12 protein-coding genes are annotated in these 13907 nt (G+C 63.1%); 7 read left to right on the top strand and 5 right to left on the bottom strand.

What is annotated here, in order from left to right; translation table 11 throughout:
• Positions 1-59: 59 nt before the first annotated feature.
• Positions 60-1139, top strand: coding sequence for a zinc-binding dehydrogenase (locus XH85_RS32710; protein ID WP_128935161.1), 1080 nt, complete (start codon positions 60-62; stop codon positions 1137-1139).
• A gap of 101 nt (positions 1140-1240) precedes the next feature.
• Here the strand turns inward: XH85_RS32710 and XH85_RS32705 are convergent, their stop codons facing one another.
• Positions 1241-1702: an Lrp/AsnC family transcriptional regulator gene (locus tag XH85_RS32705; RefSeq protein WP_091891703.1), complete on the bottom strand. Its 462-nt coding sequence runs from the start codon at positions 1700-1702 to the stop codon at positions 1241-1243.
• 134 nt (positions 1703-1836) lie between these two features.
• On the opposite strand from XH85_RS32705, the gene XH85_RS32700 reads away from it, so the two are divergent.
• Together XH85_RS32700 and XH85_RS32695 are read left to right on the top strand one after the other, a co-directional pair.
• Positions 1837-4200: a transketolase gene (locus XH85_RS32700; protein ID WP_128935160.1), complete on the top strand. Its 2364-nt coding sequence runs from the start codon at positions 1837-1839 to the stop codon at positions 4198-4200.
• 275 nt (positions 4201-4475) lie between these two features.
• Positions 4476-5906 carry an aldehyde dehydrogenase family protein gene (locus XH85_RS32695; protein WP_128935159.1) on the top strand — a complete coding sequence of 477 codons (1431 nt, stop codon included), beginning with the start codon at positions 4476-4478 and terminating at the stop codon, positions 5904-5906.
• Positions 5907-6066: 160 nt separating this feature from the next.
• On the opposite strand, the gene XH85_RS32690 is transcribed toward XH85_RS32695, so the two are convergent.
• Positions 6067-7047, bottom strand: a complete 981-nt coding sequence (locus tag XH85_RS32690) for an SMP-30/gluconolactonase/LRE family protein (RefSeq protein WP_128935158.1) — start codon at positions 7045-7047, stop codon at positions 6067-6069.
• A 90-nt stretch (positions 7048-7137) separates the two neighbouring features.
• Here XH85_RS32690 and XH85_RS32685 point away from each other — a divergent pair, with 90 nt between their 5' ends.
• Positions 7138-7962, top strand: a complete 825-nt coding sequence (locus XH85_RS32685) for an NAD-dependent epimerase/dehydratase family protein (RefSeq protein ID WP_128935157.1) — start codon at positions 7138-7140, stop codon at positions 7960-7962.
• A gap of 163 nt (positions 7963-8125) precedes the next feature.
• Here XH85_RS32685 and XH85_RS32680 read toward each other — a convergent pair whose 3' ends face one another.
• Positions 8126-9103, bottom strand: a complete 978-nt coding sequence (locus XH85_RS32680) for a LysR family transcriptional regulator (RefSeq protein WP_128935156.1) — start codon at positions 9101-9103, stop codon at positions 8126-8128.
• 209 nt (positions 9104-9312) lie between these two features.
• On the opposite strand from XH85_RS32680, the gene XH85_RS32675 reads away from it, so the two are divergent.
• Genes XH85_RS32675 through XH85_RS32665 form a run of 3 tightly spaced genes read left to right on the top strand, consistent with a single transcriptional unit; the run spans position 9313 to position 11804 of the window.
• Positions 9313-10533, top strand: coding sequence for an ABC transporter substrate-binding protein (locus XH85_RS32675; protein WP_128935155.1), 1221 nt, complete (start codon positions 9313-9315; stop codon positions 10531-10533).
• Between the two features lie 23 nt (positions 10534-10556).
• Complete coding sequence (locus tag XH85_RS32670) at positions 10557-11237, top strand: nitroreductase (protein WP_245473255.1); 681 nt, start codon at positions 10557-10559, stop codon at positions 11235-11237.
• A 24-nt stretch (positions 11238-11261) separates the two neighbouring features.
• Positions 11262-11804 carry a 4-hydroxylaminobenzoate lyase gene (locus XH85_RS32665; RefSeq protein WP_128937504.1) on the top strand — a complete coding sequence of 181 codons (543 nt, stop codon included), beginning with the start codon at positions 11262-11264 and terminating at the stop codon, positions 11802-11804.
• A 190-nt stretch (positions 11805-11994) separates the two neighbouring features.
• Here the strand turns inward: XH85_RS32665 and XH85_RS32660 are convergent, their stop codons facing one another.
• Together XH85_RS32660 and XH85_RS32655 are read right to left on the bottom strand one after the other, a co-directional pair.
• The gene (locus XH85_RS32660; protein WP_128935153.1) at positions 11995-12570 is read right to left on the bottom strand and encodes a hypothetical protein; all 576 of its coding nucleotides are present in this window, start codon (positions 12568-12570) and stop codon (positions 11995-11997) included.
• Positions 12571-12605: 35 nt separating this feature from the next.
• A complete protein-coding gene (locus XH85_RS32655; protein WP_245473262.1) occupies positions 12606-13607 on the bottom strand; it encodes a TAXI family TRAP transporter solute-binding subunit in 1002 nt (333 codons plus the stop codon).
• Positions 13608-13907 lie beyond the last annotated feature (300 nt).

Genomic DNA, 13907 nt, shown 5'->3' with positions numbered 1-13907 from the left:
CGCAAGATCGCACGCCCGCGTCGTGCTATGAACGGCTCCGACACCACGGGAGGAGCCGGATGCGCGCTGCGATTTTCAGGAACGGTGAGATTGTCGTCGACCGGATGGCTGAGCCGACGCCGGGTCCCGGTCAGGTTCTGGTCAAGACGCTCGCCTGCGGCATTTGCGGTTCCGATCTGCACGCGCGACAGCACGCGCACCGCATGGTGGAGATGGCGCGGAAGACCGGGCGTAAGCCGATGGACCTCAGCCGCGATGTCGTGTTCGGTCATGAGTTCTGCTGCGAGATCGTCGACTACGGTCCAGACACCGCGCGCAAGCTCAAGCCGGGCACACGCGTCTGCTCGCTGCCGGCGCTGGTGACGCCTGCGGGCATCGAAGGCATCGGCTATTCCAACGACAATATCGGCGGCTATGCCGAGGCGATGCTGCTCAGCGAAGCGCTGCTGCTCGAGGTGCCCAACGGTCTTGCGCCGGAACATGCCGCGCTGACTGAACCGCTCGCGGTCGGGGTTCACGCCGTCGCAAAAGCCAGTATCCGTGGTGACGAGGTGCCGCTCGTGATCGGCTGCGGCCCGGTCGGCCTCGCGGTGATCGCAGCGCTGAAGCTCAAAGGCTTGCATCCGATTGTCGCCGCCGACTATTCGCCGGCGCGGCGTGCGCTTGCGGCGAGGCTCGGCGCCGATATCGTCGTCGACCCCAAGGTGTCGCAGCCTTATGCGACATGGGCCGAGCACGCGCAGATGTCGGATGCGGAGAAGGCGGCGCGACCGCCGTTCCAGGCCATGCTGCCGGCGCTGAAGCCTGCGATCATCTTCGAATGTGTCGGCGTGCCCGGCCTGTTGCAGCAGGTGTTCGAAGGCGCGCCGCGTGACGCGCGCATTGTCGTGGTCGGCGTCTGCATGGAAACCGACAAGAGCGAGCCGATGCTCGGCATCATGAAGGAGCTCAATGTCCAGTATGTGCTCGGCTACACGCCAGACGAATTCGCAGCGTCACTGCGCCTGATCGCGGAAGGGCAGGTGGATGCGGCGGCGATGGTGACGGCGGAGGTGGGTATCGACGGCGTCGCAAAAGCCTTCGCCGATCTCGCCAATCCCGAGGCGCACACCAAGATCATCGTGCAGCCATGGCGGTGATGCATCGTCATTGCGAGGAGCGAAGCGACGAAGCAATCCAGACTGTCTCCGCAGATGCATTCTGGATTGCTTCGCTACGCTCGCAATGACGAGGACAACCGTCACACCGGCAACGCGATCGAGTATTTCACCTGGCTCAGCGCGAAGCTCGACTCGATCGAGGCGATGCCGTCGAGCCGGGTCAGCTTGGTCTTCAGGAAAGTCTCATAGGAGGCGAGGTCGGCCGCCACGACGCGCAGCAGATAGTCGCGGTTGCCGGTCATCAGATAGCATTCCAGCACCTCGTCCCATTTCGAGATCGCACGTGCGAAGCGGTTGAGATCCTCCTCCTTCTGCCGCGCCAGCTTGATCGAGATGAAGACGCTGACATGCAGGCCAAGCGCCTTCTGGTCGACGGTCGCAACATAGCGCGAGATGACGCCGCGCTCCTCCAGGAGCTTGACGCGGCGATGGCAGGGCGAGACCGAGAGCCCGACCTTATCGGCGAGTTCCTGCATGGTCATGCGGCTGTCGGTCTGGAGCAAAGCGAGGATCTTGCGGTCGATGGCGTCGAGCTCGGGCATTGGGATGGAACCTGTCTTTCGTCGGGCTACATTGGTAAAATATCCCAATATCTCGGGGTATGGCGTGAAAAATTGAGAAGTTTGCCCCCGCCCGCAGGCGTATCATCGCAGCGTCTGTTTCCGGGAGCATTGCCATGCCCGTTGATTCCGCTCGTCTCGACACATTGACCGCCCTCAGCCGCAAGGCGCTGTGGCTGTCGTCCTGGACCATCCACCACGCCAACCACATCCGCGCCAACGCGGACGGGCTCAAGGTCGGCGGCCATCAGGCCTCATCCGCCTCGCTCGCCACGATCATGTCGGCGCTGTACTTCCACGTGTTGCGCCCTGAGGATCGCGTCGCGGTGAAGCCGCATGCGAGCCCGGTGTTCCATGCCATCCAATATCTGTTCGGCCGGCAGACCCGCGAGAAGCTGGAGAATTTTCGCGGCTTCAAGGGCGCGCAGTCCTATCCTTCGCGAACCAAGGACGTCGACGACGTCGATTTCTCCACCGGCTCGGTCGGCCTCGGCGTCGCGCAGACGCTGTTCGCCTCGCTGGTGCAGGATTACGTCAAGGCGCATGGCTGGATGAAGGATCGCCGCGAGGGACGGATGATCGCGCTCGTCGGCGACGCCGAGATGGACGAGGGCAACATCTTCGAAGCTCTTGCAGAAGGCTGGAAGCACGGCCTGCGCAACACCTGGTGGGTGGTGGACTATAACCGCCAGTCGCTCGACGCGGTCGTGCGCGAAGGGCTCTGGGAGAAGTTCGAGACCATGTTCCGCAATTTCGGCTGGGACGTGGTGATCGTGAAATACGGGCGTCTGATGCGCGAGGCCTTTGCCGAGCCCGGCGGCGAGGCGCTGAAGCGCTGGATCGACAATTGTCCGAACGCGCTCTACGCCGCGCTGTGCTTTCAAGGCGGTGCGGCGTTCCGCAAGCATCTGCACGACGAGATCGGCGACCAGGGCCCGATCACCAAACTGATCGACAAGCGCAGCGACGACGAGTTGCTGGCGCTGATGTCGAACCTCGGCGGCCACGACATGGCGAGCATGCTGGAGGCGTTCGAGTCCATCGACCACGATCGCCCGGTCTGCTTCATCGCCTACACCATCAAAGGCGTCGGCCTGCCGTTCCAGGGCCACAAGGACAACCACGCCGGCCTGATGACGGTCACGCAGATGGAGAAATATCGCGACAGCCAGAACATCCGTCCCGGGCATGAATGGGACAAGTTCGAGGGCCTGGCGCAGGATGCGGCCGAGTTGGAGGCTTTCCTCGCGCGCGTGCCGTTCAACCAGGACGGCCGCCGGTTGAGCGCGCCTGTCGTCGAGGTTCCCCAGCAGCTCGCCTTCAAGCCGTCGCCGCAGATGTCGACCCAGCAGGGCTTTGGTCTCGTGCTGAACGAGATCGCACGCAGCGACAGCGAGCTCGCGAGGCGCATCGTCACGACGTCGCCTGACGTCACCGTCTCGACCAATCTCGGCCCCTGGGTCAATCGGCGCGGCCTGTTCGCGCGCGCCGAGAAAGCGGACTTATTCCGCAGCGAGAAAATTCCCTCGACCTACAATTGGGATGCTTCCCCCAAGGGGCAGCATCTCGAGCTCGGCATCGCCGAGATGAACCTGTTCATCATGCTCTCGGCGCTCGGCCTGTCGAACCAGATCAATGGCGAGCGGCTGCTGCCGGTCGGCACGCTCTACGATCCCTTCATCGAGCGCGGGCTCGATGCGCTGAACTATGCCTGCTACCAGGATGCGCGTTTCATGGTGGCGGCGACGCCATCGGGCATCACGCTCGCGCCCGAAGGCGGCGCGCACCAGTCGATCGCAACGCCGTTGATCGGCATGGCGCAGGACGGCCTGGCCTCGTTCGAGCCGGCCTTCGTCGACGAGCTCGCCGTGATCATGGCTTTCGGTTTCGAGCACATGCAGCGCGATCCGGGCGAGGGCGGTTCGGTCTATTTGCGGCTCTCGACGCGCAGCATCGAGCAGGCGCAGCGCATCATGACGCCGGAGCTGAGGCAGGGCATCACCGACGGCGCCTATTGGCTGCGCAAGCCGGGGCCGAATGCCGAAGTCGTGATCGCCTATACCGGCGCGGTCGCGCCGGAAGCGATCGAGGCGACCGGCTTCATCGGCGAGAGCCGCCGCGATGTCGGCCTGCTCGCGATCACCTCGGCCGACCGCCTCCACGCAGGCTGGACCGCCGCACGGAAATTGCGCCGCGACCGCCGCGGCGTGCAGCATCTCAGCTCCATCGAAAAACTGCTGGCGCCGTTGCCGCGCGACTGCGGCATCGTGACGGTGATCGACGGCCATCCCTCCGCGCTCGGCTGGCTCGGCAGCGTCCGTGGCCACCGCGTCGAGGCACTCGGCGTCGAGCAGTTCGGCCAGACCGGCACGATCGCTGACCTCTACCGCCACTACGGCCTGGATGCCAATGCCATCATCGATGCGGCCGAAAGCCTCACCACCGGCGCGCCGGTGCTGCATCGGAAGATGGCGGTTTAAGTCTCCGTCGTCGTCCTGGCGAGGGCCAGGACCCATACGCCGCGGCGGGTGTTGTAGGCGACGGGCGGTAGATGTCTGAGCAAGCCAACTGGTAATGGGTCCTGGCCTTCGCCAGGACGACGGCAGTTGAGACCTTGCCTCGCTCGCGCCACCGGCTCATATAATCTCCGTCCGCCGCAACACTGGCCCCGCATATGGCGGGTTCAATTGCTGGCGCTTTCGTGCAAGGATGCCTGCCGAAACGCCCCCTCCAAGCCCCCAAGAAGAGGTTAACGATGGTCAATCGCATGCAATTCTACATCGACGGCGCCTGGGTCGATCCCGCCGTCAAGAAGTCCACCGCCGTGGTCAATCCGGCGACGGAAGAGGCGATGTACGAGGTTGCGCTGGGCTCCAAGGCCGATGTGGACAAGGCCGTGGCCGCTGCCAAGCGCGCCTTTGCGACGTTCTCCCAGACCAGCCGCGAAGAGCGCGTCGCGCTGTTCTCCAAGATCATCGAGATCTACAAGGGCCGGCTCAAGGAGATCGGCGCTGCCGTCTCCGATGAGATGGGCGCGCCGCTGCCGATGGCGGAGAAGCTCCAGGCCGGCGCCGGCCTCGGCCATCTCATGACCACGCTCGACGTGCTCAAGAACTATCATTTCGAGGAGCCGGTTGGCACCGCCATGGTGCTGCGCGAGCCGATCGGTGTGGTCGGCATGATCACGCCCTGGAACTGGCCGCTCAACCAGATCGCCTGCAAGGTCGCCCCCGCGCTCGCCGCCGGCTGCACCATGATCCTGAAGCCGTCGGAGTTCACGCCGACCTCGGCGTTGATCTTCGCGGAAATCCTCCATGAGGCCGGCGTGCCGAAGGGCGTGTTCAACCTCGTCAACGGCCTCGCCCCCGAGGTCGGCGCGGCCATGAGCGAGCACCCCGATATCGACATGATCTCCTTCACCGGCTCGACCCGCGCCGGCATCGACGTGGCGAAACGCGCGGCGCCGACCGTGAAGCGCGTCAGCCAGGAGCTCGGCGGCAAGTCGCCGAACGTCATCCTCGAAGGCGCCGACCTCACGAAGGCGGTGACCGGCGGCGTGATGCACATGTTCAACAACTCCGGCCAGTCCTGCAACGCGCCCTCGCGCATGATCGTGCCGGCCTCGAAGATGAAGGAAGTCGCCGCGATCGCGAAGGCCGTCGCCGACAAAACCAAGGCCGGTGATCCCCGCGCCGAAGGCACCACCATTGGCCCGGTCGTCAACCGCGGCCAATGGGACAAGATCCAGGGGCTGATCAAGAAGGGCATCGACGAGGGCGCAACGCTCGTCGCCGGCGGCCCGGGCCTGCCCGAAGGCGTCAACAAGGGCTTCTATGTCCGCCCGACCATCTTCGCCGACGTCACCCCTGACATGACGATCGCCCGGGAAGAGATCTTCGGACCGGTGCTGACCATCATCGGCGCCAAGGACGAGGCCGACGCGGTGAAGATCGCCAACGACACGCCGTATGGCCTCGCCGGTTACGTCTCGGCCGACACGGTGGAAAGCGCCAGGCGCGTTGCCCGCCAGATCCGCGCCGGCAACGTCAACCTCCAGGGCGTGCCCAACGACCGCACCGCGCCGTTCGGCGGCTACAAGCAGTCCGGCAACGGCCGTGAGTGGGGCAAGTACGGCCTCGAGGACTTCCTCGAAGTGAAGGCCGTCGCCGGCTTCAACGCGGCGTAAGCTTTAGCGTCTGAATGAACGCGACGCCGGAGCGGGAAACCGCTCCGGCGTTTTTTTGTTTCCGTCATTGCGAGCGAAGCGAAGCAATCCAGCATCGTTCCGCGGAGATAGTCTGGATTGCTTCGTCGCAAGTGCTCCTCGCAATGACGGTGGAGCGACCTCATCCCCCAACCGCGCCTTGCGTGTTCACATACAGCGCGTAGATCGACTGGCTCGCTGCCATGAACAGGCGGTTGCGCTTGACGCCGCCGAAGCAGAGATTGGCGCAGCGCTCGGGCAGCGCGATGCGGCCGATCATGACACCGTCGGGCGCGAACACGACCACGCCGTCAAGCTCGGGATCGCCCATGCCCCAGCCGCACCAGAGATTGCCGTCGATGTCGCAGCGCATGCCGTCCGGCGTGCCGGGACCTGCATCAATGTGGACGCGCTTGCCCGAGATCGTGGCGCCATCAGGCGAGACATCATAGGCGAGGATCTTTCGGTTCGGTTGCCCACGCGATTCCACGACGTACAGAATCTTCTCGTCGGGCGAGAAGCACAGCCCGTTCGGCCCCAGCACGCCCTCGGCGACGATGGTCGCTTTACCGGTCGCGGGATCGAGCCGGTAGACGTTCGGCTCGATCTCGGGCTCGGCCTTGTAGCCCTCGTAATTGCCGAGCAGGCCGAAGGTCGGATCGGTGAACCAGATCGAGCCGTCCGATTTAACAACGACATCGTTCGGTGAGTTCAACCTCTTGCCGTTGAATTGATCCATCAGCACGGTGATGCTGCCGTCATATTCGGTGCGCACCACGCGGCGGCCGCCATGCTCGCAGGTGACGAGCCGGCCCTGACGATCCCTGGTGTTGCCGTTGGCGAAATTCGAGGGTTTTCGGAACACGCTGACGGCGCCGGTTTCCTCCTCCCACTTGATGATGCGCTGGTTCGGGATGTCGCTGCACAGCAGATAGCGCCCGTCGCCGAACCACACCGGCCCCTCGGCCCAGCGCAGGCCGGTCGCGAGTCGCTCTATCGCCGAAAGCTTCAGCCAGTATTTTTCGAAGCGGGGATCGAGTGCACGTATCGCCGGATCGGGGTAATAGGTCGCCGGCCGCCAGCCTTGCGGCCGTTCTTGGGTCTGGGACGATGCATCGTTCATGTGCAGGTCTCGTTGTTGCGTTCCCTCTGTCCAAGTCTGCTAGCATCAGATATCTACGGCCGCAAATCGGTCGCAACTATGAGGAAAGACATGCCGCGCATCTTGATGACGGGAGCTTCGGGCGGGATTGGAACGCGCCTGCGGAAACTGCTGCCGTCGATCTATCCGGACCTGCTGCTCAGCGACATCCGCAAGCCGGCCGATCTCGGCCCCAACGAGCAGTTTAGGGCGGCGGACCTGTCCGACCTCGCGCAATGCGAGGCGATCTGCGAGGGCGTCGACGGCATCATCCATTTCGGCGGCTATTCGGTCGAAGGCCCCTGGGACGACATCCTCCAGGCCAACATCATCGGCTGCTATAATCTGTTCGAGGCCGCGTACCGCAAGGGCGTCAAGCGCGTGGTGTTCGCCTCGTCCAATCACGCCGTCGGCTTCTATCCGCGCCACCACAAGATCGGCACCGACGTCACCCCGCGCCCCGACGGTCGCTATGGCGTCAGCAAGGTGTTCGGCGAGGCCGTCGGCGCGCTCTACGCCGACAAGCACGGGCTGAAGGTGACGTGCCTGCGCATCGGCAATTTCGGCGACATGCCGCTCGACCAGCGCCGGCTCGCGATCTGGCTCAAGCCCGACGACCTCGTGCAGCTCTGCCAGATCGGGCTCGAGCATCCCGACATCCATTTCGAGATCTTCTACGGCGTGTCCCTGAACGAGCGCGCCTGGTGGGACAACCACCGTGCCTACGAGTTCGGCTACCGCCCCACCGGCCGCTCCGAGGATCATGTGGCGCACGCCATGGCCGAGCAGGCCAAGCTGAAGCCGGACCCGATCGGCGACCACTATCAGGGCGGCGCCTTCTGCAGCAGCGAGTTCGACGGCGATGCGAGCCGGATCATCGACTGGAATAAGCGGTAGGGCTGTTGATGTAGCCTAGGTTCTCGCCACCATGCAGGTGCACTCCCTCGCCCCGTTCTTACGGGGAGAGGGTTGGGGTGAGGGGCTTTCACCGCGAGGACCGTGAGAGTTGGACTCGCGGAAGTCTGTTGCCCTTGGTCTGCATACCGCCGCACGCTTCATCCTAGTCTCCGCGTCTGAGGTTCTCAGCAGCGCGTCTAAGGACGTCATGGAGCCATTCGTGCGAGGGTTCGCCGTCGACGCGCTCGTGCCATAGCAGCCGGACCTCCAGCGGAGTCGCTGTGTAGGGAAGCTCGTAGATCGCGATCGGGTAGTTTTGCTCCAGTGTTTGCGCGAGCGGGCGCGGGACGATAGCTGCCAGTTCGGAATCCCGAATCAGCGCTGGGACCGCGAGAAAATGCGGCAATGACACCGCCATCCGCGGCGGCCGGTCGCTCTCGGCGAGCGCCCGCTCGAGCGCATCGCGGTCGTACATCTCCGAGCGCCGCGCCAGGCCTCGCTCGGAGATGAAGCCGCCGATCGCGCCCTCCTGCTCTCCACCGAAGGAGACCACCACCAGCGGCAGCCGTGCAAGCATCGCCTTGTCCAGCCGACCAAGCTTGCGCTTTTTGCCGACAATCAGCACGTCGTCATATTCGAATAGCAGCGACGTGCGGAAACGACTCGGCGGGAGCGAGAAGACGCCGATCGCAACGTCGATGCGACCGAGGTCGATCTGCTCGGCAAGGTCGATCCGCGTGACCGGCTTGATCGTCAGGTCAATGTGGGGCGCCTCGCGCCCAAGTATCTTCAAGAGGGGCGACGCCAGCACCATCGTGGCAAAGTCATTGGCGGCCAGCGTAAACTGCTTGGTTGACGTCGCCGGAACGAAGGTCGGCAGTTCCACAGCTGCCTCGAGCACGCGTAGCGCCTCGCGAATTTGGGGGGCCATCGTCAAGGCCCGCGCCGTCGGTTGCATGCCCGCGGCCGTGCGCACGAACAGCTCATCTTCCAGCATCTCTCGAAGCCGGGCGAGCGAGTGGCTTACGGCGGACTGGCTGAGCGCGACTTTCTGGCTGGCGCGCAATACGCTCCTTTCCTCCATGACGGCGTCGAACACTTTGAGCAGATTCAGGTCCAATGTCTTGAATGAAACCGACACGGTGAGGATCCAGTTGATGGCTGACGGCGCGCCGCGACGGCGACCAGTTAAGGTCAGGGGCGCCGTAGATGCAACCGGTGCAAACGATCGAACCAAGCCTTGAGTCCCGGGCAAACTGAAGGAGGTTCAGGATCAATCTGCAAGAGTTTCACTTCCGCAAGAGACCGATCCCGGCATTATTCAGTCGCTGTGTTCGGAGGAGGTGAGCGATGCGATCGACCGCGACGACAGGTACCGGTAAGGCGGTTGTTGCGACGTTGATTTCGCTGATGCTCACGACCGCCGCGATTGCCGACGAGGCACCGATCAAGCTCGGGGTGCTGACCGACATGTCCTCGCTTTATGCCGACAATGGCGGGCAAGGGTCAGTGGTCGCGGCGCAAATGGCCGTTGACGATTTCAAGGGCAGGGTTTTGGGGCGTCCCGTCCAGATCATTGCCGGCGATCACCAGAACAAGGCTGACGTAGGATCGGTGATTGCACGGCGCTGGATCGAGAACGAGGGTGTCGAGGTGATTCTCGATGTCCCCAATTCGGCCGTCGCGTTGGCTGTACAAGGCATTACCCGTGACAAGAAGAAGCTGTTTCTCGCCACTGGCGCCGCCACTTCGCGCCTCTCCGGCGACGAATGCTCGCTGACCGGCATTCACTGGACCTACGATACCTTTGCTTTGTCGCAGGGCACAACCAAAGCGATCGCGCGCCTTGGCGCAAGGACCTGGTTCTTCCTCTCCGCCGATTACTCGCTGGGCGCACAGCTCGAGGCCGATAGCCGCCGGGTCATCGGCGCGACCGGTGGCAAGGTCTTGGGCGCGGTCAAGCATCCTATCAACACGCCGGATTTCTCCTCCTTCCTGCTGCAAGCGCAATCTTCGAAGGCGGATGTGATCGCACTGGCCGATGCTGGCGGTGATTTCATCAACGCGGTCAAGCAGGCCGGCGAGTTCGGGATCACGCGCGGGCAAAAGCTTGCCGGTCTGATCGTTTTCATCGCGGACATTCACAGTCTGGGATTGCAGAGTGCTCAAGGCTTGATGCTCAGCTCGGCATTCTACTGGGATATGAACGACGACACGCGTGCATGGTCGAAGCGCTTCATCGAGAAGACCCGGAAGGTCCCGACCATGATTCATGCCGGCACTTACGGCGCGGTGATGCACTATCTCAAGGCGGCCGAAGCGGCGGGCACTCTCGATGGATCTGCCGTTGCCGCCAAGATGCGCGAGATGCCGGTGAATGATTTCATGACGAAGAATGGCCGGATCCGCGAAGACGGCAGATTGATCCGGGACATGTATCTCTTCCGGGTCAAGTCACCGCAGGAATCGAAACATAAGTTCGACTACTATGAGCTGCTCGCGACCATTCCCGGAGAAGAGGCCTTCAGGCCGATGGAGGACGGAGGATGTCCGCTCCTGAAGAAGCCGTGATGGCTGGAGATGAGGCGCGTATCGTGGCGCCGAGCCCGATCGACGCGATCCTGACCGGCCGGTTTGCATGCCGCCAGTTCTGCAACGCTCCGGTCGCCCGACGAACGATCGAGCAGATCCTCCGTGTCGCGCGATTCGCGCCCAGCGGTGCGAACATCCAGCCCTGGCACGTCTACGTGCTGACAGGCGAGGTCAAGGGCAAGGTGTCGGCAGCGCTGCTGGAGGCGCACGAGACCTCTCGTGACGAACACGTCTCGGAGTACAAATACTACGCCAGCGATTTACCCGGTCTGTATCTCAAACGGCGGCAGGAGTTCGGCCGGCTGTTCTATGGCTCGCTCGGCATTCATCAAGCCGATTCAGAGGGGAGGAGCAGACAGACCGCGAAGAATTACACATTCTTCGGCGCGCCCGTGGGATTGATCGTGACCATCGACCGTCGCCTGGAAGTCGGTAGCTGGCTCGACCTCGGAATGTTCGTGCAGAACATAATGCTCGCGGCGGCAGGACGCGGGCTTCAATCGTGCCCGCAGGAAACGTTCGCAAAATACCATCGAATCCTGCGCCCACTGCTGTCGATTCCGGCAGAGCAAATGGTGGTGTGCGGCATCTCGGTCGGCAAGGCCAAGCTTCAGGGGCAGGACAGATTGATGCCGCGGGCGGACATCGATGAGTTCGCGACGTTCCTTGGTTTCGAAGATTGAAGCTTGGTCGAAGAGGAGATCACGATGCAAAGCCGAGAAGAACTGATCCAGTGCAGCATTCCGTTTCTTCGGGAGGTCAAGGACATGACCCCGGGAGCTGAGATGGAGCGTTGGCTCAACGAGACATATGGGGAAGAGAGCGCGCTCTATCAGGATCTCGCTCGCCTGATCAAGGTCGGGGTCGAGGAAGGATGGGCCGCAAACCAGGAGGTGGACGGCCCAAACTACCGGCGCAGCCGCATCCTTGAGCCGACGGCTGACACGTTCCAGTTCAGCATCACTGCTGTGTACATGAACAGCGCCGATCCGCGCCGCTTCAAGGACGAGGACGACCACGACGTGTTGCGGGGACAATATCACGGCCATCCCTACGGCGAGCTCAACCTTGTGGTGCCCTTGAACAAGGGCGCGGAGTTGAGGGGATTACAGGGTTGGCAGGGAGCCGGCTGGACGGCGCCTGATCCAGGCAGCAGACACTATCCTGAAGTCAGGGGCGGCGCGGTCATTGCACTGTTCTATCTGCCGGCTGGGCGCATCTCATACGATTTCAAGGCACCGGCCGGATGATTGCGCGACGCGAAGCGCTCGGGTGCGCTCTCGTCAATTCCTGACATTGCTGCGACCGGGCCAAGCGTCCGGCTTGCAGTTCAAGTCGCGCCATTGTTGCCGATCACCGCATGTCCGCGGGCGCCGCGCGCAGATCGTCCGTGACGTGTTCGAACAAGCGGGCCCCTTTGATCGCACGAGCTGTCGCACGTCATATTGCAACGCGCGCTTCCTGTTTCTTGGTCACATGCCAGAGCACCACATGGTAATGCGGCACATCCACGCCGGGGTGACCCGCGTTGAAATATAAGCTGACATGATCAACGGGTGCCGCGGACCCCACCCCCTCCAATGACTTGTGATCGTCGATGTCCTTGTTCGGGACCATGTACACGGTCGCCACCAAGCGATCCCTGCGATCGAAGCACAGGAACGGCCCCAGCGGCAAAGTGTCGGGCTTGACGAAGATGACGCCGAGGCCCGGAAAGAATTTCGGGAAGTTCACGAGATCGCTGACCCGCTTATATCCGTTTTTTTCGGCGACCTTCCGCTGATTTGGCGGCCGACGAACGACTTCGGGCTTCTCTTCGTGCTTCCTGTGCGCCTTGCTGCTTCGGTGAGGGGCTGTCCTGGTTTGATCGACCTTGGCGGCCGGCGGCGCGGTGGCTGGCGCGAGCGTCTGCGGCGCTGGCGGAAAGAAGGGAGCAAATTGGGCGGCAGGACGCCTTACGTCGGCGATCAAGGCGAGCAACGCAACCAGGGCTGCCTTCATAAGCGCGTTGCGCATCGACATCTCCCCGAGATTTGCCTGCCAAATTTTGCTCACTTGTCCGGATTGCGTTCTCGCCAGCGCAGGAAGTCCCGGAACAATTCTTCGCGGTCTGGCGGATTGGCGGTTGGCTTTCCCTCGAGGAAGCGGCCGAACGCCTTGCGAAGCGCGGCCTCGCCCCCGGATTGCTGCTGGAGCCAGCGCTCTGCCGGTCGGAATCGTTGCCATCCCGGGAGCAGCGCGGCCAGGTTCACCTCGCGCCATTTGGGGTGATGTGCATCGCCGAGAAATTCGGGAAAGCGCGCGAACAATGTCTGGACGAAGAATTCCAGCAACCGAAATCGCTCGTTGCCGCTTGGCCAGTTGTAGGCGAAGAGAGCGGATTTGATCGCGATCGTGTCGACACTTGCTTCGGCCGCGATGATGTTCGGGTAGTCCTGATGGCGAAGCGTCGATGGTAGATAGTCTTGTTGCAGCAGCTCTTTGGAGTAGGGGATGGGCAGGAGGTGAATATCATCGAGCTGCGAGACCTGCGTCAGGAAGCTGACCGGTTTTCCTGAGACCAACAGAGCGGCGGAGATATCTCCCTTCCTCAGACCATCCAGCGCGGCCTCCGGTCCCAAGTTCGACTCGCTGACCTTGACGCCCAGACGGTTCAACACTTCGCGGCCGAGTATGGCGCCGGCACTGCCGTCGTCCCCGAGATTGACCCTCTTTCCCGACAGCTCCGACAGACTTCTGATCTCGAGCCGCGCGAGAAGATGGAACTCTTCGATATGGAGCGGGGCAATGTAGGTCAGCTTGTCAGAGATATCTCCGAAGGTCCTTGTCTCCCGGAGCCGGTCGACCAGGACGACGGGCGCGATCGCCACGTCGGCACCTGCGAGGGTGAGCACATCAAGGACGTTGCGGATACCGCCGTTTCCCACGATGGGCAGGACCCGCAAGGCGACCTCGCCACGAGGGCCGGTCTCTTGGCCGCCGGCGAGCGTGGTTGCAATGTCCTGAGCGATCGCGAATTCAGTGCATTGCGGTGTGCCGGTTACGAATCCCACCGTATACGGATCCGCAGATCGTCCCGTTTCCTTCCGCGGGGTGCTTTCTTTTCGCAGAGCTTTCCCGGTTTCACTCGGAGACGCGGGCAGTCGCTTTTGTGCGAGGGACTCCTGGACCTGTCCGCCGAGCCAGGCCGCTGCAATCAACGCGATGAACAAACCGGCCCGCATCGCTCCGCAGACCCTCATTGTTCAAATAGCCGGCCCTCCCTTGGGCCGACATGCTGATCGATCGTCACCCGGCTACGTCCAAAGCATGACGGGCGAATGAAGCTCGCTCGAGCCTTCCAACGCGCCGGG

The organism is Bradyrhizobium zhanjiangense (genome assembly GCF_004114935.1).
GTDB classification, from domain to species: domain Bacteria; phylum Pseudomonadota; class Alphaproteobacteria; order Rhizobiales; family Xanthobacteraceae; genus Bradyrhizobium; species Bradyrhizobium zhanjiangense.
This window is presented reverse-complemented; position numbering and strand designations above follow the sequence as displayed.

Excerpts from the sequence above, each read along its gene's own strand:
- XH85_RS32710 (WP_128935161.1), top strand. The coding sequence starts at position 60 with ATGCGCGCTGCGATTTTCAGGAACGGTGAGATTGTCGTCGACCGGATG.
- XH85_RS32705 (WP_091891703.1), bottom strand. The coding sequence starts at position 1,702 with ATGCCCGAGCTCGACGCCATCGACCGCAAGATCCTCGCTTTGCTCCAG.
- XH85_RS32700 (WP_128935160.1), top strand. The coding sequence starts at position 1,837 with ATGCCCGTTGATTCCGCTCGTCTCGACACATTGACCGCCCTCAGCCGC.
- XH85_RS32695 (WP_128935159.1), top strand. The coding sequence starts at position 4,476 with ATGGTCAATCGCATGCAATTCTACATCGACGGCGCCTGGGTCGATCCC.
- XH85_RS32690 (WP_128935158.1), bottom strand. The coding sequence starts at position 7,047 with ATGAACGATGCATCGTCCCAGACCCAAGAACGGCCGCAAGGCTGGCGG.
- XH85_RS32685 (WP_128935157.1), top strand. The coding sequence starts at position 7,138 with ATGCCGCGCATCTTGATGACGGGAGCTTCGGGCGGGATTGGAACGCGC.
- XH85_RS32675 (WP_128935155.1), top strand. The coding sequence starts at position 9,313 with ATGCGATCGACCGCGACGACAGGTACCGGTAAGGCGGTTGTTGCGACG.
- XH85_RS32665 (WP_128937504.1), top strand. The coding sequence starts at position 11,262 with ATGCAAAGCCGAGAAGAACTGATCCAGTGCAGCATTCCGTTTCTTCGG.
- XH85_RS32660 (WP_128935153.1), bottom strand. The coding sequence starts at position 12,570 with ATGCGCAACGCGCTTATGAAGGCAGCCCTGGTTGCGTTGCTCGCCTTG.